Genomic DNA, 22348 nt, shown 5'->3' with positions numbered 1-22348 from the left:
GTCTGCATGAGCCGTGGCATGCGAATCTTGTCGTGTCGGCTGGGCCGGCATCGTTGCGGTGGCGAATTTGCCACGGTTTCCGGTGCTTCGGTCAGTTGATTATTCGGCAGCTATTGCAGGGTATCAATGGAAATGTTTTCTTTCGCGTATTCCGGTTTGGAATGGCGGGGGGCGGCGTACGGGCGAGCGCGGCCCGCCCGCGTTGGCGGACTCACTTGTAGGAAAGTAGCAACACCGCTGGGGGCGGAGGGCGTCAGTCGACGGCGCTGGCCCGTTCGCGCTAGTGCTGGTCCAGCAACCAGCGCTTGAAGGTGATCACGCCGGGCAGGCCGGCCTTGCGCTTGGGGTAGATCAGGTAGTAGGCGCTGTCGGACTGCTGCTCGGGCGGGAACAGTTCGACCAGCGCCTGGCGCTTGATCTCGTCGGCCACGAACATGGCCGGCAGCAGGCCGATCCCCAGGCCCGCCTTGGCCGCTTCCACCGCCATCGAGAACAGTTCGAAGTGCAGGCCCTGTTCCTTGGGCGGCGCGGCGATGCCGTGCGCGTCGAACCAGTTAGGCCAGCTATCCGAGCGCGATGTCTGGTGCAGCAGGGTGTAGGCCGTGAGGCCGGCCATGTCAGCCGGGCGGCCGTGGCGTTCGATGAAGCCGGGGCTGCACACGGGCACCAGGGTTTCACTTGACAACCGGTGGTGCTCGCATTGCGGCCAGCCGGGGCGGCCGAAGACGATGCCGGCGTCGATGCCGGTACCGCCGAAATCGACCCGGCTCAGCTGGATCTTCAGGTTCAGCGTGAGGCCGGGGTGGGCTTCGTACAGCAGGGGAAGGCGCGGCACCAGCCACTTGGTGGCGAAGGTGGGGAACACGGCCAGGTTGAGCACGCCGCCGCCGTCGCGCGAGGCCAGCACTTCCTGCATCACGCCTTCCAGCTCGTCCAGGCACGGTGGCAGCCGGGCCCACAGCAGCTCGGCGGCGGCCGTGGGCACCAGTCCGCTGGCCTGGCGCTCGAACAGCGGCTGCTCGAAATACGCTTCCAGCGCCAGGATCTTCTTGCTCACGGCGCTCTGGGTCAGGGCCAGCGCGTTGGCGGCTGCGCTGATGTTTTGCAGCTTGTACACCATCTCGAAGGCGTGCAGGGCGGACAGGGAGGGCAGGTTGAGGCGCATGATGGTGGGCGTATTCTTGTGGTGAAACAGTCTCTGCCGCCATTGTCCCGCATCCGGGCCGAAAAAGGTATTCTCAAATGGAATGGGCGGTCGAAATCATTTCGCTTGTCGGCTTTCCGGGCCGTACAGAATAATCGGCCCAACTTCACCCTTTGCGGCAGTGCTGCTTTTCACCATGACCACTCTCGACTACCTCCTGACCTCCTGCATCGGCGCCGCCGCCACCGCCCGCATGACCCGTTTGATGCACGTCCCGGCCGAATTCAGCGACGCATCCGGCAACGGCGACGCCACCGTGGCCGTGACCCGCGCCGAAATCGCCTACGCCATGAACGTGCTGCTGTTCCGCGACCTGCTGGAGCGCGTCCCCGAAGGCAAGGCCTACACGGAAGACGCCGTGGCCAGCGGCCGCCGCGTATTCTTCGACCATGGCGCCGTGCGCTCGGTGAAGATCGCCGCCAATGGCCAACTGCCGTGCGGCGAGGCGGCCATCACCCGCTTCCTGGCCCCGCTGGGCTATCGCCTGAACGAGAACTACCCGCTGCCGCGCCTGAAGATGATGGGCCGCGCCTACGTGCACGCCGACTTGCCGGAAGATATACCCCAGTTCTTCGTGAGCGAACTGGAAGTGGACCGCTTCTCGCCCGAATTCCAGGCCGCCGTGGGCCGCGTGGTGGCCAGCTCGGTCGACCCGCTGGACGCGCGCGACCTGGAGCTGCTGAAGGAACTGGAAGCCCAGCGCAGCCTGCCGCTGGCCGACGCCGTCGCGCTGCTGCAATCGCTGGTGCGCTGCTTCGCGCGCCAGCACGAGGTGCCGGCGCTGGACGACTATGAACTGCTGCTCAAGGAATCGCAGGAAATGGCGTGGATCGCCACCGAGGGCAACGCCTTCAACCACGTGACGGACCGCGTGCCCGATTTGTACGCGCTGTCGGCCGAACAACAGCAACTGGGCCGTTCGATCAAGCCCGCCATCGAGGAAGCGGCGCGCGGCACCATGCGCCAGACGGCCTACCGTGCGGCCCAGGTGGAGCGCGTGTTCCGCACCGCGAACGGCTGCGTGGTGCGCCGCGTGCCTGGCTCGTTCTACGAATTCATCTCGCGCGACCGCGTGCGCAACGCCGACGGCGAGGAAGTGCTGGACCTGGGCTTTGACAGCAGCAACGCCACCGCCATCTTCAAGATGACCTCGGCCGACGGCGCCGCGCCAACCATGGCCAAGGCGGCATGAGCGGCCCGCTGCTCGAACAGCTGGACGGCTTGCTGGGACCAACCGGCATGCTGACGGCCAGCGCCGACTGCGCACCCTATGTGCAGGGCGCCCGCTACGGCCAGGGCGTGGCCGTGGCCGTGCTGCGGCCGGCCACGCCGGAGCAGGCCCAGGCCGCGCTGTCGCTGCTGCACGCGCACGGCGCGCCGTTCGTGCTGCAAGGCGCGAACACGGGCCTGGTGGCGGCGGCCACGCCGGACGCCAGCGGGCGGCAATTTGTGTTCAGCCTGGACCGGCTCAAGGACAGCGTCGTCATCGACGCCGACGAACGCACCGCCACCGTGGGTGCCGGCGTGCGCCTGTCGGAGCTGAACGAGGCTGCGGCCGCCATGGGCCTGTGCTTCCCCATCGATCTGTCGGCCGACCCCACCATTGGCGGCATGATCGCCTCCAACACGGGCGGCGCGCGGTTGATCAAGTACGGCGACGTGCGCGCCAATTTGTGTGCGGTGGACGCCTGGCTGCCGGAGCGGGACGGCATACTGCGTTTTGGCAGCGCGCTGCGCAAGAATAATACCGGGGTCGATTTCAAGCAGCTGTTGTGCGGCACGGGCGGCGCGTTCGGCGTGATCCTGGGCGCCACCGTGCGTCTGCATCCGCTGCCGGCGCAGCGCGCCACGGCGCTGGTGGTGCCGTCGTCCAGCGCGGCCGTGATGCCGCTGCTGGCGGCGCTGGAGCGCGATCTGCCGGAATTCATCGCTTCCGTCGAAGGCATGTCGCAGGAGGCCATGCAGGCCGTGTTCCGCAATGTGCCCTCGGTGCGCAATCCCTTCCCGGGCGGGCAGGTGCCGCCGTATGCGCTGCTGGTGGAACTGAGCACGTCGCTGCCGGCCCGCACGCTGGCGCTGGACACGGTGCTGCAGGATGCGCTGGGCGCGTTGATGGAACAGGAACTGCTGGCCGACGCCCTGTTCGGCGACCAGGACATGCTGTGGGCCCTGCGGCACGGCATCAGCGACGCGCTGCGCCATGAAGGCCGCGTGATCGCGTTCGATATCGCGCTGCCGCGCAAGCATTGGGCGCCATTCCGTGCCTGGGGCCAGCAGTGGTTAACCGCGACTTATCCCGGCGTGCGCATCTGCGACTTCGGCCACGTGGCCGACGGCGGCTTGCACTACAACCTGGTGGCGCCGAAGACGGGACCGCAGGCGCTGGGCGACGAGGCCATCGCCGCTTTGCGCACCACGCTGCTGGACGCGGTGGTGCAACGCTATGAAGGCAGCTTCAGCGCCGAACATGGCATCGGCCCGTACAACCGGGCCTACTACCAGCGCTACACACCGGCGCCGGTGCGCCGCCTGGCCGGTGAACTGCAGGCGGCCATGATGCCGGCGCTGCCATGGCGTAACGTGCATTTCGACTGACACGGCAAGTCAGGGCAGCAAGCGCGTGGCCGCCCGGCCGCGCGCGACTACGAGACAGGACGATGGATCATGCAAGCGTTTGCCCGACAACTGTGCCGCACCAAGCCCGTCGCCCCTGAATCCGGCGCCGGCCCTGAACGCTCCGCCCATGGCCTGGGCCGCACGCTGGGCCTGTTCCCGCTGACCATGATCGGCGTGGGCGCCACCATCGGCACCGGCATCTTCTTCACGCTGGTGGAAGCGGTGCCCAAGGCGGGACCGTCCGTGATCCTGGCCTTCCTGCTGGCGGCGTTGACGGCCGGGCTGACGGCCCTGTGCTACGCGGAGCTGTCGTTCCGCATTCCCGCCGCCGGTTCGTCGTATTCGTTCGCCTATGCCACCGTGGGAGAATTCGCCGCCTTCATCATGGCCGCCTGCCTGCTGCTCGAGTACGGGCTGGCCGCCAGCGCCACGGCCATCGGCTGGTCGGACTACCTGAATAACTTCCTCGTCAACGCCGGCGGCTGGCATATCCCGGCTGCGCTGCGCTCGCCCATGTTCGCCTCCGGGCCGCACGGCACGGAATTCCACCCGGGCGCCATCAACCTGCCGCCCATGATCCTGGTGGCCATGTGCGGCTACCTGCTGTTGCGCGGCACGAAGGAATCAGCCAACGCCAACGCCGTGCTGGTGCTGGTCAAGCTGGCCATCATCATCTTCTTCGTGGTGATCGCGTTCTCCGGCTTCGACGCGGCCAATTTCCAGCCCTTCTTCAATAGCGACAACAGCAAGGGTTACGCGGGCATTGCCGGCGTGACGGCCGCCGCCGGCACCGTGTTCTTCTCCTTCATCGGTATCGACACCATCGCCACGGCGGGCGAGGAGGTCAAAAATCCCAAGCGCAACGTCCCGGTCGGCATCCTGGCGGCGCTGGCCATTGTCACCGTGTTCTACCTGCTGGTGGCGGTGGCCGCCGTGGGCGCGCAGCCGGCCCGCATGTTTGACGGCCAGGAGGCGGGGCTGGCCGTGATCGTGCAGAACGTGACGGGCAAGGCGTGGCCGGCGCTGGTGCTGTCGGCCGGCGCCGTGGTGTCCGTGTTTTCCGTCACGCTGGTGACGATCTACGGCCAGACCCGCATTCTGTTCGCCATCTCCTGCGACGGCTTGATCCCGAAGACCTTCCAGCGCGTGCACCCGCGCACGCTGGCGCCGGTCAACAACACGCTGATCGTGTGCACCGTGGTGGGGCTGACTGCCGGGCTGGTGGACGCCACCTTCCTGTGGGACATGGTGAGCATGGGGACGTTGACGGCCTTCATCGTGGTGGCCATCGCCGTGCCCGTGATGCGGCGCAAGGGCATCGGCGCCGACGTCGATGGCTTCCGGGTGCCGTTCGGCCCTTATCTGGTGCCGGCGCTGAGCATCGTGGCCTGTCTGTTCATCATGAAAGACTTGTCGGCCGCTACCTTCCATGTGTTCTTCGTGTGGATGGGCGTGGCGGTGGCCGCCTACTTCGCCTACGGTTTGCGCAACTCGCGCCTGAATTCGCCGCTGGGCTCGGCCGCCTGAGCAGGGGGGAAGGGCGCTAGTCGCGGCTGGTGGCCCGGCGCCGCCATGCCGGTTCGCACAGCACGCGCGCGATCACGGCATCCGGCACGCCCAGCGCCGCCATGAATTTGGCTGCCGCCTGCGTGCCCGACACTTCCTTGAGCGCGATGCCGGCATCGACCACCTTGTCGATGTTGGTCTTGGGAATTTGAGGTTCTTCAGTGGACATGGCCGTCCTCCGCCAAAATCCATTGTAGTGGAACTGAATTTTCTTTGAGTTCGCGCAATCCAAGCGTGCGTGACGTATCTTCTATTGCGATCGCGGCTTGAGAAACGTCAGGTTGTTTCTATCGGCGTCAAAAAATAGCTCTCCGCCGATATATAAATGGCCGCCAGGGCCCAGTGGATCCTTCCTCCAGAAAGACATGGTTTTCGGAATTTTTTGGCTCGCAATTAACTTTCGTGCAGCGTCTTCGTTTGCGGCGGCAATTCGAATTTCCGCTCGAATCTCATAGATCCCGTCATTCATTGTATTTCCCCAGATAAGTGGCAGCGGTGGCGATTAGCGCTTGGAAGTGAGTTACATCAGGCTTGAGACTAAAAGTCGAAATTGCCAATGGGCAGTTGGTTATAAATTTATCACGCCAAGGTCGAACTCCGTAGACTTTTATCAGTTGCGCGCCGCAGCGTAATTGCCTCTGTCGTTAAATAGTCACAAATTCCCACAAAAAATTCTTACAGGAAAATTAACCGATTGCGGCTGTAGATTCGTTGCCTTTGATAAATATCAAAGGTTAGTTCTACTTGCGAATTACTATTTCCTTACAACAATGATCTTGCGCAAATACATTAATTGGGAGACTTGAAATGTATAAGCTCTATCTGTCCATTAACGAAAAAAAGCTTCCATGGTCAATAGAAAGGTGCTGCGACCAAGAAATCGCTGCTGCAGCCTTTTCTGATCTCGTGAATTGCAGGGATCTTGAATGCGCCGACTTTGTGGCTGTCTTGGAGGACAGCCATGGAACGCTGGCGCAGCACCGATTCACTGATGCGATTGGCAGCCCTGACTTTTGGCGCGGAAGGATACAGGACATCCCCTGGAAAAACGCGCAACGCAGGTTGCGGGAAGGTCGGCGCCAATGAAATCGGCCGACAAATTGGATCGTTTCGATCAGCCTGGTCCAGCGAAATTGGACGGCGAAAACTATCACCCGGAACTGCTGCTGGATAGGCTGCTGTCCATCTTGAACATCACGAGCGATGTGGAGCTCTCCCGACAGTTAGGCGTCAGTGCTCAGGCCATCAGCAAAATGCGAACAAGGAGGCGTGGGGTCTCTCGTATGGTGCTGGTTCGCATGCATGATATTTCCGGCCTCAGCATCGACACGCTGCGCATCCTTCTGGGGGAGCCTTCATGCGCCGGGAATGAGAAAACTGTCTGCATGGGAACGCCGATTTGATCGGCGATGCTGGCAACACCGCACTGACAGGTTCACCGGTATGGCCTTTGCAACAGTGCTCAGGCGCGAGGCGAAAACGAAAAAAGCACCGCTTCCGGTGCTTTTGCTAAGCTAATTCTGGTGCCTCGGGCCGGACTCGAACCGGCATGCCTTGCGACGGAAGATTTTAAGTCTTCTGTGTATACCATTTCACCACCGAGGCAGGTGTTCTTACATCATCTTTGACATCAAACAGGACACGCGTGTCACTGCGCTCCCTGCCCAAGCTTTGCCAATTTTCGCACACCAATGCCACTGATTAAAAATAGACATTAATTTAAAATCAATGATTTAAAAGTTTTTCAGCGCCAGGCGCCGGCTCTCTCAGGGCTCCTGCGTCTGGCAGTTTCACCATCCGGGCAGCGAGGCGAGATTCTAGCACAGGCGTAGTCAAAATCTCTAGTTTTCCTGGCCAGGCCAGCGGCGCGCGCCGCGGCCGCCGCCACACGCACGCACCATTCGGCGAGTAGATAGCAAAACAACATCGTTGTTGCAGTTCTTTACTTTTTATTGTTCTTATGGTAATCTGCAAAGATAGCATTAAGAGTTCATAAACTGCGCGGCGCGCCGGCGACCCCGGAGGACTGCGGTGCGGATCATTAGTAGTCAATTACAACGGAAATATTCATGACTGTTTCGATGAAAAAAATCTTGGGCCTGACCGCGCTGCTCGCCGGCGCCACACTCGCAGGTAGTGCCAGCGCCAATCCCCACTCCACCCCTGTCTGGACGGTGGAGACGCCAGCCGTGACGATCAATGCCGGCCTGGGCAGCATTAGCCTGGGTGGCCACACCTACACCTTCACCGACAGCTTGTCGGCACCGGTGCAACTGGCGTACTACAACAGCAATCCTGGCGCAAACAGCCAGGCCGCCATCGCTTCCTTCATCAAGGATAGCGATAAGTTGGGCCTGACCAACAGCACCGTGCTGACGTTTGGCGTGTCCAAGGACAGCATTAGCGGTTCGACCACCATCGGTGCGCAGGCAAAACCTTACGACTATCTGGCTGTGCACGTGGGCGGCGGCGAGCTGCTGTTCCATTGGACCGCGAAAGTGACCGCGCCGTTCACCATCTCCGGCAGCGGCCTGAGCAACTACCGTGCCTACATCTCGCCGGTACCGGAACCAGAAACCTATGCCATGCTGCTGGCTGGCTTCGGTGTGCTCGGTTTCATGGCCCGTCGCCGCAAACAGAAATAATCCAGGCCGGGGTGGCGTCACCACCCGCGCCGGACCCAACGCCCCATGTGCTCGCATGGGGCGTTTTGCATTGGGCCTTCGCCATTCAAACAAAGCCCAGATTGCGGGTCGATGGCAGGTAGTTCTTCAGGTTGGGCAGCACGGTGAGCAAATCACTGGCGGCCACGCCCAGCCAACTGCCCAGCGTGGCCGCGTACTGGTCCACCGATGTGGTGGGCAGCAAGCGGCCCTGGCCTACGTCGTCCGGGCCATCGCTGGCCACGGCCGGCGGCACCCCGTAGTAGCGCTGGCCGTTGACGGCGCCGCCCAGGACAAAGTGCATGCTGCCCCAGCCGTGGTCGGAACCGTCATTGTTGACCGTCAGCGTGCGGCCGAAGTCGGAGGCCGTGAACGCCGTCACGTTGTTGCTCACACCCAGTTCCACCGTGGCGGCATGGAACGCGGCCATGGCCTCGGCCACGTTGGTCAGCAGGCCGGGGTGGACCGTGTTCAGGCCGTCGTGGTTGTCGAAGCCGCCCAGCGACACGAAGAACACCTGGCGCCGTGCACCGATGGCGCCGGCGCTGGCGATCATCCTGGCCACCATGTGCAACTGGCTGGCCAGGTCATTGTTGGCGGGGAAGGGCGTGCTGATGGCGGGGCCGCTGGCCAGCGCGGCGCTGAGGATGCCATTGGCCTCCAGCGCGCGCCGGGTCACGCGCGTGTATTCCTGCTCGAACAGATGGACGCCAGGCTGGGTCACCAGCGCTTGCAAGGCGCTGCTGGCGGCCGCTGAACCATACAGGGGCTTTTGCAGGGCGCTCAAGGGCACCGGACCGTCCGCCGTGATCTGGTACTGGACCGCCGTATTGCCCGACATGAAGACGGCGTTGCCGGACACGTTGACGCAAGTGAACGTGGCGTTGCCATTGCCGGAGACGAACAAGTCCCCCATCCGCCCACCCCAGCCCGACATGGCCCCTTCCGGCGCCGACGCCTGCCAGAACGATTGCTGGTCGTTGTGCGAGAACAGCTTGGGCGGCAGCGGCGCGGATTTGTTGGTGTACTGGAGTTTGGTGGTCGGTTGCACCAGCGTGCCCACGTTAAGCAGCACGCCCAGTTTGCCGGCATTGAACAGCGGCAGCAGCGGCGCCAGCTCCGGCGCCAGCGCGTACTGGCGCTGGAAGCCGCCCGCGTCGACGGGCGCCGTCACAGGCGCCAGCACGGTGCCGCCCAGGTTGCTGCGATTGTAGGCCAGGCCGGGGCGCAGGTTGTAATAGGCGTTGTAGTTGCCGCTGTCGTAGGGCACCAGCGTGTTGCCATAATCGTTGCCGCCATACAGGAAGACGCAGACGATGGCCTTGTAATCGCTGGCCGTGGCGGCGGCGGCCTCGGCCATGGCGGCCAGGTTGAGCAGCCACGGGGTGGCGGCGCCGGCCACGGACAGGGCCGAAGCCCGCTGCAGGAAGGCGCGCCGGGAGGCGTTGAGCGTGTGATCGCGGGTCATGACGGCCTCCTATTTCAGCACCAGGAATTCGGGCGCGGCCAGCACCAGCAGCAGCGCCACCCGCACGCGGTTCAGGCGCCGCGCGTCGCTGCCCGACGGCATGGCGTTGAGCGCACCCAGCATCAATGATTGCGTGGCGCCGCCGATCTGGCCGGCAGCCAGCACCGTGTTCAGTTCGGCCAGCAGGGCGGTGGCGTTGTCGGCCAGCGGCAGCCAGGCGCTGTAGTCGGGCAGCACGTCGGCCACACCGACGGCGACCACGCGCTGCATGAAGTTGAGGTAGCCGATCACGGACGATTCATTGGCGATCTGGAATTCCGGCGCCACCAGGCCGGCGGCGGCGATGCCGCTGTTGGGCGGCACGTAGCCGGGCCGGAAGAAATTGAACACGGAGGGCGAGCGCAGCGGGCTTTGCCCCAACCGGGTGGCCGGGTTGCTGGTGTTGCCGATAGCCCAGCTGTCGGTGGCGGAGCTGGCCTTGGCGGCGCGCGCCCAGCCTGTAAAACGCAGCATCGGTTCGCGCAGCTTGCCCTCGCCGGTGGTGGCGGCGGAGACGCCGGCCCGCGCTTCGGGATCGAGCAGCACGGCCTTGAGCACGGCCCGCAGATTGCCTCTGACGTGCTGGCCATCGTCGTTGAACACGGCGGCCACCCGCGCTACATAAGCCGGGCTGGGATTGCTGGTGACGAGGCGCTGGATCAACTGGCGGCTGATGAAAGGCGCCACGTTCGGATGGGCGTAAATGATGTCGAGCGCGGCCTGCAGCGCGTCGGCGCCGCTCAGGCCGGACGGCACCGTGTGGCCAAGGAAGCTGGAGGGGCCCGTTTCGTGCCGCGCCGGGTATTGGCGCATGGGGCGGCGGATGAAGTCCGGCGTGGCGGTGCTGGTGCCGGTCAGGTCCACATCCCAGCCCGTGAAGATGCGGGCCAGTCCGCTCACGTCATCGGGCCCGTAGGTGGCGACGGGCGTGCCGGCTGCCAGCTTGGGCGTGCCGTCGCCGTTCAGTTGCACCAGGCCGATGGTGAACAACTGCATCAGCTCGCGCGCGTAGTTTTCATCGGGATGGGAGCCGGTGGCGGGATTGGCCTTGCTGTTGCCACGAAAAGTGAGGAACTGGCCCATGGCCACGCTGGTGGACACGGCGCCCAGCAGCGCGCGATAGTTGCCGAACGCATGCGCTTCCAGCAGGTCGAGCCAGGCGGCGGCCGAGAACGCGCGCCAGCCCAGGCCCACCAGGCCATCGATGGCGACCACGATGATTTCGGACAGCGCCAGCGTGACGCGCTGGCGCAGCGTGTCGGGTGCGGTGATCAGCTTGCGCCAGGCGGCGGCGTCGAAACCGGCTTCCGAATTCTTGTTGGTACTGGCGTTGTAGCCTTTGGCCACCAGCCAGTCCCAGCGCGTGCCCGACGGGGGCAGGGCGAACTGGGCATCCAGCCAGCCCGCGTAGCCGAGCTGCTGGACGGCGGCAATCTGCTGGCGCTCGCTGGCCATGGCGGCCTGGGCCAGGAAGCGGGCCGCCTCGGCGTCACTGATGGCGTCGGCCCGGACCACAGTGCCCAGCACGCTGGCGCCGGGGCTGGCGGCGGGGCCGGCACCGGGGCTGGCCCCGCCGCAGGCCGCCAACAGGGCGGCCGCCGTCAGGGCGGTGGCGGCGGTGGCGCCGGACGTGTCCGCAGCCGGCGGCGCGGGAGTGGCAGACGTAGTTGCTTGCATGGCTGGTCCTCTTCAATTGGAAAGCGGGACGGGGCGGCAGCGATCAGGCGGGAATGACGGAAAATTGGGAAAATGCTAGAGAAAAATATATACCAGTTCGGCGCGCTTGCTCAGCGGTTTTACACGCCTGTTACATATGGAAGGCGCGGCGCGGGCGGGGTGCAATTCGACTGTATCTCTCAAGCAACGCCGGAGCGGGGTCGGTAGGCAAGCCGAGCTATACAGAAGTGTCGGCTGGCGTTAATCTGTTTGAAACATTCGACGCCTGACAATCATGGCGAGTGACGCACGGTGAGGGAGACGAGCGGTATGGCATTACACTTGAGCGCGATCGGCTGGCTGCATACGCTGGCTTCCCTGTACGCGCTGGGCGCGGGCGCGCTGGTGCTGTCCCAGCCCAAGGGCGACCGGGAGCACAAGCGGGCCGGGCGCCAGTATCTGGTGGCCGCGGTGGTGGCCAATCTGAGCGCCCTGGGCATTTACAAGCTGGGCGCGTTTCACCTGTTCCACGTATTCGCACTGGTTTCGCTGGGGTGTCTGGCGCTGGCTTTCTTTTGCGCTTATCGGCAGGCGCCGCGCCGTAACTGGCTGCGCATCCACTTGAGCGCCATGTTGTTCAGCTATTACCAGCTGGTGGCGGCGTTGATCCACGAAGTGTTCACGCGCACGCACGTGCTGGAGGCGCGCCATTTTCCGCTGGTCTATACGCAGGGACTGGCCTTGCTGGTGTTCTTGATGACGGTGGCGTATTTCTGGGGCCGCACGGCGCCAAGCGCGCCATCGTCGCGGATCTACGACCAGCAGCCGACGACGGGGCAGTGATGCCGATGTAGTTTAGTTCGCGCGGCTGGCGCTGCGGCGCTGGGCCGGCATGCCCAGCACGCGCTTGACGACGGACAGGGGCACCTGTGCCGTTTCCATGAAGACCCAGGCGTTGGCCGCGCCCATGCGCGCGTCGAGCGCGATGGCCTGGTCCACGATGCTGGCCATTTCAGTGTTGCGGCGGGGTGGGTGTGCGGTGTCCATGATGGCCTCGGTGGCGGATGTGCGGTACGCAAGGCTGTCATTTTACTACTTTATGATTCAATAAGATTCAATAAATCAACGTCCCCTCGGAATTCCTGTCATATTTGCATCAAAAAAGCGACAGTTACTTGCGAAATGCAATGTTCAGGGCTGGGGCTGGCCATGCGGGGCGTGCTCGTGCGGCCGGGCCGGCGTGCCGCACAACTGGCAAAAGTTGAGGAAGGCATTCTTGCGCACCTTGCAGCGGCCGCAATGGTCGAACAGGCCGATGCCGCAGTGGGGGCAATAGTCCAGCGTCGACTCCTTCAAATCCACGCTGCGCTCGCAGCCGGGGCACAGGCTATTGCCGAGCCGCTTGAGGGCCAGCTCGTAATTGAGCGTGGCACGCCGTTCAAGCTCCGGCAACGCTTCCTGCTGTTGTTGGCGGGCCAGGTAGCGTTGCAGCCCGACAATGGCCTGGCGCCCGATCACCACCGTCAGCACTATCCCCACCAGGTAGCGCACATAGCCGCCGTAGCTGGGCAGGTATGGCACCAGCTCGACGAAGAAGGCGAAGCCGGCGAAGAAAATGAAACCCCAGACGAAAGGCCAGTAGGCGCTCTTGCGCTGTTTCGCATACAGCCAGCCGGCCACGGCCAGCAGCGGTGCGGTCAGCATCAGGCGGTACAGGAAGATGTGCAGTTCGCGCCGTTGCATGGCCCGCTCCAGCGCCTCGTGCGCCGGCTTTTCCAGTTCCTGGCGCCGGAGATCGGCGTGCTGGCGTTCCTGTTGCGCGTCCAGCAGCACCTGCTGTTGCCGCTGCACGGCGGACAAGGCTAGCCGTTCCGCCGTCTTGAGCGCATCGAGTTCGCGGGTGCGGGCGATCAGGTCCGGGTCCTGGTCCGGGCGGGCCGTGGCGTGGCGCGTGGCCAGCCAGTTCTGGAACGTCTCGGCCGCCGCATGGGTGTTGGCCTGCGCCACCTGGTGTTGCTGGCGGGCCTGGGCCAGCGCGTCGTTGGCCGCCGCGATCACCTTGTCGGCCCGCTCTTGCGCGGTGCGCACCTGGGCCGCCTGGCCGGCGTCGATGAACTGTTCCAGCGACGGCAGGGGCTCGGCGCTGCCGAGGTTGTCGACCAGCTTGCCACCGAGGCCGATCAGGAACCAGGCGAACGCGAACGCGACCAGCCACAAGGCGCGCTGGAACCAGGACTGTGAACGGCGCAAGGTCTTGCTCATGGGGACTCCGTGGCGGCATGGTGATAAGGCCAATAGTAGCATTTGAGAAACGCGGGCGTGGCGATTTGTGGACGGCCTCCCGGGTCGCTTGCCGCCGCCGGCGCCCGATGGCATGATGAGCCGACGGCGCCGGCGGAATGGCTGTGGCGCCGGGAGGAGGGCGGATGCGGTGGTGGATGGCGATGGTGGCTGGCGCGGTGGCGCTGGCAGGCGTGGGCGTGGCGCCGGCCCAGGCCGGCTCGCCGCTGCGCATTGCGTCGGACGACTGGTGCCCCTACATTTGCGTGGGCGCCGATGGCCGCAGCATCACCTCCGGCTTCATGGTGGATGCCACCGCCCGGGCGCTGGAGCTGGCCGGCCTGTCCGTGGAGCCGCAGCTCATGCCGCTCAACCGCGCGCTGGCCTTCACGCTGGGTGGGCAGATCGCGGGGCTGTACGCGCCCGCCATCGACCGCCGCCTGGTCATGAGCGCGCCGCTGATCCGTTCGCGCGCCTGTTTCTATACCCGTAGTGTCAGCACATGGCGTTACCAGGGCCTGGCCTCGCTGGCCCAGCGGCAACTGGGCGTGATCGCCGACTATGGCTACGACGACGGCCCCATGGATGCCTATCTGGCCCGGGAGCAACGCAACCATAAGCTGGTGGAGTTCAATCACGGTGAAGATGCCGGCATGAAGAATATCCGCAAGCTGCTGTACGGCCGTTACGATGTCGTGCTGGAGCATGAAACCGTGATGCACCGCTTGCTGATACAACTGGGCGAGAAGAATTTCGTGCGCCAGAGCGGTTGCCTGGAGCACTACCTGCCGCTGGTGGTGGGTTTTTCCGCCAAGCTGCCCGAAGCCCGCGAGCTGGTGCGCAAGCTTGACGCGGGCGTGGTGCAGATGAAAGCGTCGGGCGAATACGCTCGCCTGTTGCTGCGCTACGAGATCAGCGATCCCGACCCGGCGCCGGTCGCCGCGCGGCACGCTCCCTCGATGCATTAATGACCATAAAGTGCGCAGCATCAAGGCGCGGCCAGTCTGCTCGCCACGGCGCGCCCGGCGCGCCTAGAATGCTGGCTTTTTTCCGTTTTTGAAAGCCATTATGCTTCGCGCTCCAGAACTCCTCCTGCCCGCCGGTTCGCTGGCCAAGATGCACGCCGCCTTCGATTTCGGCGCCGATGCCGTGTACGCGGGCCAGCCGCGCTATAGCCTGCGGGTGCGCAACAATGAATTCTCGCGCCCGGAAGCGCTGGCATCGGGCATCGAACAGGCCCACGCGCGCGGCAAGCAGTTCTTCGTCGCCAGCAATATCTTCGCCCACAATTCCAAGCTCAAGACCTACCTGCAAGACATGGCGCCGGTGATCGCCATGAAGCCGGACGCGCTGATCATGGCCGATCCGGGCCTGATCATGATGGTGCGCGACCAGTGGCCCGACATGCCGATCCACCTGTCGGTACAGGCCAACGCCGTCAACTGGGCGGACGTGAAGTTCTGGCACCGCATGGGGCTGACGCGGGTGATCCTGTCGCGCGAACTGTCGCTGGACGAGATCGAGGAAATCCGCCAGCGCTGCCCGGAAATGGAGCTGGAAGTGTTCGTGCACGGCGCGCTGTGCATCGCCTATTCGGGCCGCTGCCTGCTGTCGGGTTATTTCAACCACCGCGATCCCAACCAGGGCACGTGCACCAATTCCTGCCGCTGGGATTACAAGGTGATGAACGCGAGCGAAGACGCCAGCGGCGACCTGGCCCGCATTCCCGTCGAAAGCATCAGCCTCAATTACCGCCAGGCGCTCGATGAGGCCAACGCGTCGTTCTCGTCCATGGGCGACATGGAACGCCACCCGCTGGCCGACCGTCCCTACATGATCGAGGAAGCGGAACGTCCGGGCCAGCTGATGCCGATCCTGGAAGATGAACACGGCACCTACATCATGAATTCCAAGGATTTGCGCGCCGTGGAGCACGTGGAACGGCTGGTCAAGATCGGCGTCGATTCGCTCAAGATCGAAGGCCGCACCAAATCGCTGTACTACGCGGCCCGCACGGCCCAGGTCTACCGCACCGCCATCGACGACGCCGTGGCCGGCCGCCCGTTCAATATGGACTTGCTGGGCCAGTTGCAAGGCCTGGCCAACCGCGGCTACACGGACGGCTTCTACCAGCGCCACCACACCCAGGACCACCAGAACTACATGGCCGGCGCCTCCGAGCTGCACCGCAGCCAGTACGTGGGCGACGTGCAGGGCGTGCGCGACGGCTGGGCCGAGGTGGATGTCAAGAACCGCTTCGTTGTGGGCGACCAGCTGGAAGTGCTGCATCCAGGTGGCAATACGCTGGTGCGGGTGGCGCAGATCCAGTCGCTGGACGGCGCGGCCATGGACGCGGCGCCCGGCAGCGGCCACCGGGTGCGCATCGCGCTCGACCAGCGCTACGACAAGGCGCTGCTGGCGCGCATGCTGTAATAGCTTGCTTTTTCCTTGAATTCCGCCGGTCCGCCATCCATATGGACGACCGGCGCCGCTTTGGCAGCCGCCACCCGGATGGTGTAGCATGCTGGACGGCCATGCGGCCGGCGCAGCAGGCGCCGCCGTGCCGGTAATTCAAGGACAGAGTATGCAAATCAAAATCAACGATGTACTGCGCGCTTACATCGACCCGCTGACCGAGGCGGAATACTCGGCGCTGGAACGCAGCATCCTGGTCGAAGGCTGCCGCGACGCGCTGGTGTTGTGGGGCGACGTGCTGGTGGACGGCCATAACCGTTATCAAATCTGCCAGCAACATGGCGTGCCGTTCAAGGTCACGGAAAATACCAGCTTCAAGAGCCTGGACGACGTCAAGCTGTGGATGATCGACAACCACCTGGGCCGGCGCAGCGTGTCGGACTTCCAGCGCGGCGTGCTGGCGCTGCGCAAGAAGGAAATCGTGGCCGCGCGCGCGGCCGAACTGGCGGCGCTGGCCGCCGCCGAGGATGCGGCCATCGCGCCGCCGGACGCGGACGCGGAACAAGCGCCGGCCCGTCCGGCCGCCATGCCGCTGACTTCGCGCGAGGACATCGCCCGCGCCGCGCGCCTGAGCAGCAACACCATCAGCCAGATCGAGAAGATCCAGAAGACGGCCACGCCGGAACTGGTGGAGGCGGTCCGTTCCGGCACCATCTCCATCAACGCCGCCGCCACCGTGGCTTCGCTGCCGGAAGCGGCGCAGGTCGCGGCCGTGGCCGGCGGCAAGAAGCAGTTGCAGCAAGCGGCCAAGGAAGTGCGCGAGCTGCGCGCCGCCATGCGCCCGCCCAAGGAAGCGAAGGAGGGCGAGGAGCCGCTGTCGGAAGTGGATCAACTGCGCGCTGAAATCGCCACCCTCAAGCAACGCAACGCGGCCCTGAAGGCCGAGAACGCGGCGCTGCAGGAACGCATCTCGGCACTGGTCGACGCTTCCTGAGTCTATCCCACCCCCCATCCGCCTGGAGCCTGCCCATGCTGAAGCGTCCTGCCTTGTTCGCCTTGATGTGTGCCATGCCCATGGGCGCCGCGCTGGCCGCGCCACCGGCTGCCAACGCCGCCGCCAACGCCACCGTGTCGGCCGCGGATACGGCGCGCTGGCAGGGCACGGCGCAGCGGGTCGATATCCTGCGCGACAAATGGGGCATCCCGCACGTGTATGGCAAGACGGACGCAGACGCCGTGTTCGGCATGATGTACGCCCAGGCCGAGGATGACTTCAAGCGGGTGGAACTGAACTTCATCAACGCCATGGGACGGCTGGCGGAAGTGCGGGGCGAGGCGGAGCTGTACCGCGACCTGCGCATGAAGCTGTTCATCAACCCCAGGCAGTTGCAGACACAGTACGCGGCCAGTCCCGCGTGGCTGAAGAAGCTGATGAATGCCTGGGCCGATGGCTTGAACTACTACCTGTACACCCATCCCCAGGTGAAGCCGCAATTGCTGACCCGTTTCGAGCCGTGGATGGCGCTCAGCTTCAGCGAAGGCAGCATCGGTGGCGATATCGAGGATGTGGACCTGGCGCAGCTGGAACGCTTCTACGGCAAGCGCGCTGACGTGCCGGTGGCGCTGGCGGGCAGCGACCTCGACGAGGAGCCCAGCGGTTCGAACGGCTTCGCCATCGCGCCGCGCCTGACGCGCGACGGCCACGCGCTGTTGCTGATCAATCCCCACACGTCGTTCTACTTCCGGCCCGAAGTGCATGTGAACAGCGGCGAAGGTTTGAACGCCTATGGCGCCGTGACCTGGGGCCAGTTCTTCATCTACCAGGGCTTCAACGAGCGCCTGGGCTGGATGCATACCTCCGGCGGCGGCGACGTGATCGATGAATACCTGGAGTCGGTGACGGAGCAGAACGGCCATTATTTCTACCAGTACGGCAAGGAGCGGCGCCCACTGAAGGCGGTTGACATCACGCTGCCGTACAAGACTGCCGACGGCATGGCGCACAAGGTCATCACCGTCTACTACAGTCACCACGGCCCCATCGTGCGCGAAGCCAATGGCAAGTGGGTGGCCGTGCGGCTGATGAACGATCCGATGCGCGCGCTGACCCAATCGTTCAGCCGCACCAAGGCCCGCGACTACGCCGCGTTCTACAAGGTGATGGAACTGCGCACCAATTCGTCCAACAACACCGTGTATGCGGACGCGGACGGCAATATCGCCTACTTCCACGGCAATTTCATCCCCGTGCGCGATACCCGTTTCGACTTCACGCATCCAGTGGACGGCAGCGATCCGGCCACCGACTGGAAGGGGCTGCACCAGGTGAAGGACACCATCACCCTGTTCAATCCGAAGAATGGCTGGATCCAGAACACCAACAACTGGCCGTTCACGGCGGCCGGCCCATACAGCCCGCGCCAGCAGGATTATCCGGCCTATATGTCGGTCAATCCCGAAAATCCACGCGGCGTCCATGCGGTGCGGGTGCTCAAGGATGCCAGGGATTTCACCATCGACAGCCTGATCGCCACCGCCTACGACAGCCAGCTGACGGCCTTCGAGCCACTGCTGCCCAAGCTGTTCCAGGACTATGACAGCCTGTCCGGCGACGAACCGCTGAAGGCCATGCTGGCGCCGCAAATCGAAGCGCTGCGCGGCTGGGATATGCGCTCCGGCCTGGATTCCGTTCCCACCTCGCTGGCGATTTATTGGGCGCAGAACCTGGCCGATACTTTCGGCCCGGCCGCGCGCGCCAGGGAAGTGCTGGTGCTCGACTATATCGCCAAGGCCATCACGCCGATGGACCGGCTGGTGGCGCTGGCCCATGCCTCGGATAAGCTGGCCGCCGACTTTGGCCGCTGGCAGACGCCGTGGGGCGAGATCAACCGCTTCCAGCGCCTGACGGGCGATATCGTGCAGCCTTTCGACGACAGCAAACCCAGTCTGCCGGTGGGCTTCGCGTCGGCCAACTGGGGTGCGCTGGCTTCGTTCGGCATGACCTCCAAGGCCAACACCAAGCGCATCTACGGCGAGCGGGGCAACAGCTTCGTGGCGGCGGTGGAGTTCGGCCCCCGTATCAAGGCGCGCAGCATCCTGGCCGGTGGCGAGAGCGGCGACCCGGCCTCGCCGCACTTCAACGACCAGGCGGCCATGTACGCGCGCGGCGAGTTCAAGGACGTGCTGTTCTACAAGGAAGACGTGGAAAAGAACCTGGAACGGCGCTATCATCCGGGCCAATAGTGAGCAATTGATAAGGTAAACCTTATGAGTTTGGAATCCGTACGTGCATTCTTCGCAGCGCGCCAGCTGGACCTGCCCATCATCGAACTGGAAGTGAACACGGCCACCGTGGCGCTGGCCGCCGAGGCCCACGGCGTGGAGCCGGGCCGCATCGCCAAGACGCTGGCATTCCGGCTCGGCGACGGCCGCGCCATCGTGCTGGTGGCGGCTGGCGACGCCCGCATCGACAACAAGAAGTTCAAGGACGCGCTGGGCAAGGGCAAGATGCTGCCGGCCGAGGAGGTGATGGAACTGACCGGCCATCCCGTCGGCGGCGTGTGCCCGTTCGGGCTGGCGCAGCCGCTGCCGGTCTACCTCGATACCTCGCTGCGCGAATACGATGAAGTGATGCCGGCCGCCGGCGGCGTGCACACGGCCGTGCGCATCGCCCCCCAGCACATGGCCGAGATCACGGCCGGCGCGTGGGTCGACGTGTGCCAGGCCAGGTAAAACAATTCGGGACGTAACGCAATTCTTGAAATGGTGTTACGTCCCGAATTAACTCGCATTAACTAATCGACAGGCGCTAGATCGCGTCCAGCGCGGTGCGCAGGTCGCGCCGCAAGTCGTCCACGTCCTCGATGCCCACCGATAGCCGGATCAGGCTGTCGCTGATGCCCAGCGCCGTGCGCTGTGCCAGCGGGATGGTGGCGTGCGTCATCAACGCGGGGTGTTCGATCAGGCTTTCCACCCCGCCCAGGCTTTCGGCCAGCGCAAACAGCTGGCAGCATTCCAGGAAGCGGCGCGCGCCCGCCAGGTCCGTTTTCAGGTCGATCGAAATGATGCCGCCAAAGCCCGCCATCTGGCGCCGCGCCAGTTCGTGCTGGGGATGCGACGCCAGCCCAGGGTAGTACACGCGCCGTACTTCCGGCTGCGCTTCCAGCCAGCGGGCCAGTTCCAGTGCGCTGGCGCAGTGGCGTTCCATGCGCAGCGCCAGCGTCTTCACGCCGCGCAGCGCCAGGAAGCTGTCGAATGGTCCGGCGATGGCGCCCACCGCGTTCTGTAAGAAGGTCAGCTGTTCGCGCCACGCATGCTGGTGCGCTTCGCCCGCCACCACGGCCATGCCGCCGATGATGTCGGAGTGGCCGTTCAGGTACTTGGTGGTGGAATGGACCACGATGTCAAAGCCGAATTCCAGCGGCCGCTGCACCATGGGGCTGGCGAAGGTGTTGTCGGCCACGGCGATGATGCCGCGCACGCGGCAGATTTCCGCCACCGTCTGCAAGTCGGCCAGCTTGAGCATGGGATTGGTGGGCGTTTCCACCCACACCATGCGCGTTTCCGGACGCAGCGCGGCCAGCAGGCTTTCGGGCCGGGTCAGGTCCACGTAGCTGAAACTGTGGCCGGCGCTGCGCCGGCGTACCTTTTCGAACAGGCGGTAGGTGCCGCCGTACATGTCGTCGCCGGCCACGATGTGGGCGCCGGCGTCGGCCAGTTCCAGCACCGTGGAGATGGCGGCCAGGCCAGAGGCGAAGGCGTAGCCCTGCACGCCGCCTTCCAGGTCGGCCACGCAGCGCTCCAGCGCCCAGCGCGTGGGATTGTGCGAGCGGCCGTAGTCCAGCCCCTTGTGCACGCCGGGGCTGTCCTGCACATAGGTGGCGGTGGCGTAAATGGGCGGCATGATGGCGCCGGTCGATGGGTCGGGCGCCTGGCCGGCGTGGATCACGCGGGTGGCCAGTGCCGCTTTCGGATGAGAGGAGTCGGGTTGGCTCACGATAGCTTCCTGCGCAAGTGGTTGAGGAGGTCGAAGCGGGTGATCAGGCCGTAGAAGATGTCGCCGTCGGCCACCACCGCCGTCAGCCCGCGGTCCAGCGTGGCGCGCACGGCGTGCAGGCCGGCCGTGGGCGACAGCGTTTCCACCCGCGCGCTCATGCTGGCGCTGACGGGCGCGGCGAAGTGGGTGGGGTCGTCGTCCACCTTCATCAGCAAGTCCGATTCGTCGATGATGCCGACCAGCCGGCCGTGATCGATGACGGGCAGTTGCGCCAGGTCGGCGCTGCGCATGCGGTTGAAGGCCACCAGCAAGGTGTCGGTGGGCGCCACGCTGACCACTTCATCCTCGTCGTAGGGGCGTCCGATCAGGTCGCGCAGGTCGTGGCTGGGCACGCGCGGCAGCAAGCCCTGGTCGTGCATCCAGCCATCGTTGTACAGCTTGGACAGGTAGCGTGTGCCTGTGTCGCACACGAAGCTGACCACCCGTTTGGGCTGCGTTTGCGCGCGGCAGTAGCGCAGCGCGGCGGCCAGCAGAGTGCCGGTGGAGGAGCCGCCCAATATGCCTTCGGCCCGCAGCAGGGCGCGCGCGCTGGCGAAGCTTTCCTGGTCCTCGATGGTGTAGGCCTGGCGCACGGCGCTCATGTCGGCGATGGCGGGCACGAAGTCCTCGCCGATGCCTTCCACCGCCCACGATCCGCTGGTGTCGCTGGCGTGGCCGGTGCGCACGTACTCGGCCAGGATGGAACCCTTGGGATCGGCCAGCACGAATTCCACTTGCGGCTGGACGCGCCGGAAGTAGCGGGTAAGCCCCGTCAGCGTGCCAGAAGAACCGACGCCGACGACGATGGCGTCCACTGTATGCGCCATCTGCTCCCAGATCTCGGGGCCGGTGGTGGTTTCGTGCGCCAGCGGGTTGGCGGGGTTGTTGAACTGGTCGGCGTACCAGGCGCCGGGCAGTTCGCGCGCCAGCCGGGCCGCGTAGTCCTGGTAGTAGTCGGGGTGGCCCTTGGCCACGTCGGAGCGGGTGGTGCGCACTTCGGCGCCCAGCGCCTTCAGGTGCAGCACTTTTTCCGGCGACATCTTGTCGGGTACCACCAGCAGCACGCGGTAGCCCTTGAGCCGGCCCACCAGCGCCAGGCCCAGGCCAGTGTTGCCGGCGGTGGCTTCGATGATGGTGCCGCCGGGGCGCAGCCGGCCGTCCGTCTCGGCCGCCTGTATCATGGCCAGGCCGATGCGGTCCTTGATGGAGCCGCCGGGGTTTTGCGATTCCAGCTTGAGGAACAGCTGGCATGGGCCGGTGTCAAGCCGGGTGACCCGGACCAGCGGGGTGTTGCCGATCAGTTGGAACAGGGCGGGTGCCTGGGGTGTTTGGGTTCTCTGGGGTGTTAGAGCTGTTAGCATAGGGCCTCCTGGCTGCGCAACAGGCGGGGCCGCTGGTGGCGGTCC

21 protein-coding genes and 1 tRNA gene are annotated in these 22348 nt (G+C 64.9%); 12 read left to right on the top strand and 10 right to left on the bottom strand.

Going from position 1 to position 22348, the window contains the following annotated elements; translation table 11 throughout:
- Window positions 1-280: 280 nt before the first annotated feature.
- Window positions 281-1165 (bottom strand): LysR family transcriptional regulator, encoded by an 885-nt coding sequence (locus H3H39_RS11060; RefSeq protein ID WP_182153414.1) that lies wholly within the window; start codon window positions 1163-1165, stop codon window positions 281-283.
- A 175-nt stretch (window positions 1166-1340) separates the two neighbouring features.
- On the opposite strand from H3H39_RS11060, the gene H3H39_RS11055 reads away from it, so the two are divergent.
- From H3H39_RS11055 to H3H39_RS11045, 3 genes are all read left to right on the top strand, one after another.
- Complete coding sequence (locus tag H3H39_RS11055) at window positions 1341-2396, top strand: DUF1338 domain-containing protein (protein WP_229217972.1); 1056 nt, start codon at window positions 1341-1343, stop codon at window positions 2394-2396.
- Entirely contained in the window at window positions 2393-3799 is a 1407-nt protein-coding gene (locus tag H3H39_RS11050; protein ID WP_182153412.1) for an FAD-binding oxidoreductase, read from the top strand. Before H3H39_RS11055 ends, H3H39_RS11050 begins: the two co-directional genes overlap by 4 nt.
- 69 nt (window positions 3800-3868) lie before the next feature.
- A complete protein-coding gene (locus H3H39_RS11045; RefSeq protein WP_182153411.1) occupies window positions 3869-5347 on the top strand; it encodes an APC family permease in 1479 nt (492 codons plus the stop codon).
- Window positions 5348-5363: 16 nt separating this feature from the next.
- Here the strand turns inward: H3H39_RS11045 and H3H39_RS11040 are convergent, their stop codons facing one another.
- Together H3H39_RS11040 and H3H39_RS11035 are read right to left on the bottom strand one after the other, a co-directional pair.
- Complete coding sequence (locus H3H39_RS11040) at window positions 5364-5555, bottom strand: hypothetical protein (protein ID WP_182153410.1); 192 nt, start codon at window positions 5553-5555, stop codon at window positions 5364-5366.
- A gap of 81 nt (window positions 5556-5636) precedes the next feature.
- Window positions 5637-5855 (bottom strand): hypothetical protein, encoded by a 219-nt coding sequence (locus tag H3H39_RS11035; protein WP_182153409.1) that lies wholly within the window; start codon window positions 5853-5855, stop codon window positions 5637-5639.
- Between the two features lie 338 nt (window positions 5856-6193).
- Here H3H39_RS11035 and H3H39_RS11030 point away from each other — a divergent pair, with 338 nt between their 5' ends.
- Together H3H39_RS11030 and H3H39_RS11025 are read left to right on the top strand one after the other, a co-directional pair.
- Window positions 6194-6472 carry a hypothetical protein gene (locus H3H39_RS11030; protein ID WP_182153408.1) on the top strand — a complete coding sequence of 93 codons (279 nt, stop codon included), beginning with the start codon at window positions 6194-6196 and terminating at the stop codon, window positions 6470-6472.
- Window positions 6469-6789, top strand: a complete 321-nt coding sequence (locus H3H39_RS11025) for a helix-turn-helix domain-containing protein (RefSeq protein WP_229217971.1) — start codon at window positions 6469-6471, stop codon at window positions 6787-6789. Before H3H39_RS11030 ends, H3H39_RS11025 begins: the two co-directional genes overlap by 4 nt.
- A gap of 118 nt (window positions 6790-6907) precedes the next feature.
- Here the strand turns inward: H3H39_RS11025 and H3H39_RS11020 are convergent.
- Window positions 6908-6991: transfer RNA gene (locus tag H3H39_RS11020), tRNA-Leu, on the bottom strand.
- Window positions 6992-7467: 476 nt separating this feature from the next.
- On the opposite strand from H3H39_RS11020, the gene H3H39_RS11015 reads away from it, so the two are divergent.
- A complete protein-coding gene (locus tag H3H39_RS11015) occupies window positions 7468-8031 on the top strand; it encodes an FxDxF family PEP-CTERM protein (protein ID WP_182153407.1) in 564 nt (187 codons plus the stop codon).
- 85 nt (window positions 8032-8116) lie between these two features.
- Here the strand turns inward: H3H39_RS11015 and H3H39_RS11010 are convergent, their stop codons facing one another.
- Complete coding sequence (locus H3H39_RS11010; protein WP_182153406.1) at window positions 8117-9517, bottom strand: DUF1501 domain-containing protein; 1401 nt, start codon at window positions 9515-9517, stop codon at window positions 8117-8119.
- A gap of 9 nt (window positions 9518-9526) precedes the next feature.
- The gene (locus H3H39_RS11005; protein ID WP_182153405.1) at window positions 9527-11233 is read right to left on the bottom strand and encodes a DUF1800 domain-containing protein; all 1707 of its coding nucleotides are present in this window, start codon (window positions 11231-11233) and stop codon (window positions 9527-9529) included.
- Window positions 11234-11542: 309 nt separating this feature from the next.
- Here H3H39_RS11005 and H3H39_RS11000 point away from each other — a divergent pair, with 309 nt between their 5' ends.
- The gene (locus tag H3H39_RS11000) at window positions 11543-12055 is read left to right on the top strand and encodes a DUF2306 domain-containing protein (RefSeq protein ID WP_182153404.1); all 513 of its coding nucleotides are present in this window, start codon (window positions 11543-11545) and stop codon (window positions 12053-12055) included.
- Between the two features lie 12 nt (window positions 12056-12067).
- Here the strand turns inward: H3H39_RS11000 and H3H39_RS10995 are convergent, their stop codons facing one another.
- Complete coding sequence (locus tag H3H39_RS10995; protein WP_182153403.1) at window positions 12068-12259, bottom strand: hypothetical protein; 192 nt, start codon at window positions 12257-12259, stop codon at window positions 12068-12070.
- A gap of 144 nt (window positions 12260-12403) precedes the next feature.
- Window positions 12404-13474, bottom strand: a complete 1071-nt coding sequence (locus H3H39_RS10990; RefSeq protein ID WP_182153402.1) for a serine endopeptidase — start codon at window positions 13472-13474, stop codon at window positions 12404-12406.
- Between the two features lie 164 nt (window positions 13475-13638).
- Between H3H39_RS10990 and H3H39_RS10985 the strand changes: the two genes are divergently transcribed.
- The 5 genes from H3H39_RS10985 (at window position 13639) to H3H39_RS10965 (ending at window position 19639) form a co-directional block, all read left to right on the top strand.
- On the top strand, window positions 13639-14460 hold the full coding sequence (locus H3H39_RS10985) for a substrate-binding periplasmic protein (protein WP_182153401.1): 822 nt from the start codon (window positions 13639-13641) through the stop codon (window positions 14458-14460).
- A 100-nt stretch (window positions 14461-14560) separates the two neighbouring features.
- Entirely contained in the window at window positions 14561-15925 is a 1365-nt protein-coding gene (gene trhP / locus H3H39_RS10980) for a prephenate-dependent tRNA uridine(34) hydroxylase TrhP (RefSeq protein ID WP_182153400.1), read from the top strand.
- Between the two features lie 151 nt (window positions 15926-16076).
- A complete protein-coding gene (locus H3H39_RS10975) occupies window positions 16077-16901 on the top strand; it encodes a hypothetical protein (protein ID WP_182153399.1) in 825 nt (274 codons plus the stop codon).
- Window positions 16902-16936: 35 nt separating this feature from the next.
- Window positions 16937-19150, top strand: coding sequence for a penicillin acylase family protein (locus H3H39_RS10970; protein ID WP_182153398.1), 2214 nt, complete (start codon window positions 16937-16939; stop codon window positions 19148-19150).
- Between the two features lie 24 nt (window positions 19151-19174).
- Entirely contained in the window at window positions 19175-19639 is a 465-nt protein-coding gene (locus H3H39_RS10965) for a YbaK/EbsC family protein (protein WP_182153397.1), read from the top strand.
- Between the two features lie 76 nt (window positions 19640-19715).
- Here H3H39_RS10965 and H3H39_RS10960 read toward each other — a convergent pair whose 3' ends face one another.
- Together H3H39_RS10960 and H3H39_RS10955 are read right to left on the bottom strand one after the other, a co-directional pair.
- Entirely contained in the window at window positions 19716-20903 is a 1188-nt protein-coding gene (locus H3H39_RS10960) for a trans-sulfuration enzyme family protein (RefSeq protein ID WP_375540419.1), read from the bottom strand.
- Window positions 20900-22303 (bottom strand): pyridoxal-phosphate dependent enzyme, encoded by a 1404-nt coding sequence (locus H3H39_RS10955; protein WP_182153396.1) that lies wholly within the window; start codon window positions 22301-22303, stop codon window positions 20900-20902. The genes H3H39_RS10960 and H3H39_RS10955 overlap by 4 nt, the downstream gene beginning before the upstream one ends.
- Between the last annotated feature and the right edge of the window lie 45 nt (window positions 22304-22348).

This window comes from Rugamonas apoptosis, assembly GCF_014042355.1.
Taxonomy (GTDB): domain Bacteria; phylum Pseudomonadota; class Gammaproteobacteria; order Burkholderiales; family Burkholderiaceae_D; genus Rugamonas; species Rugamonas apoptosis.
Note: the sequence above shows the minus strand (reverse complement) of the source record. Positions and strands in the feature narration are given on the sequence as shown.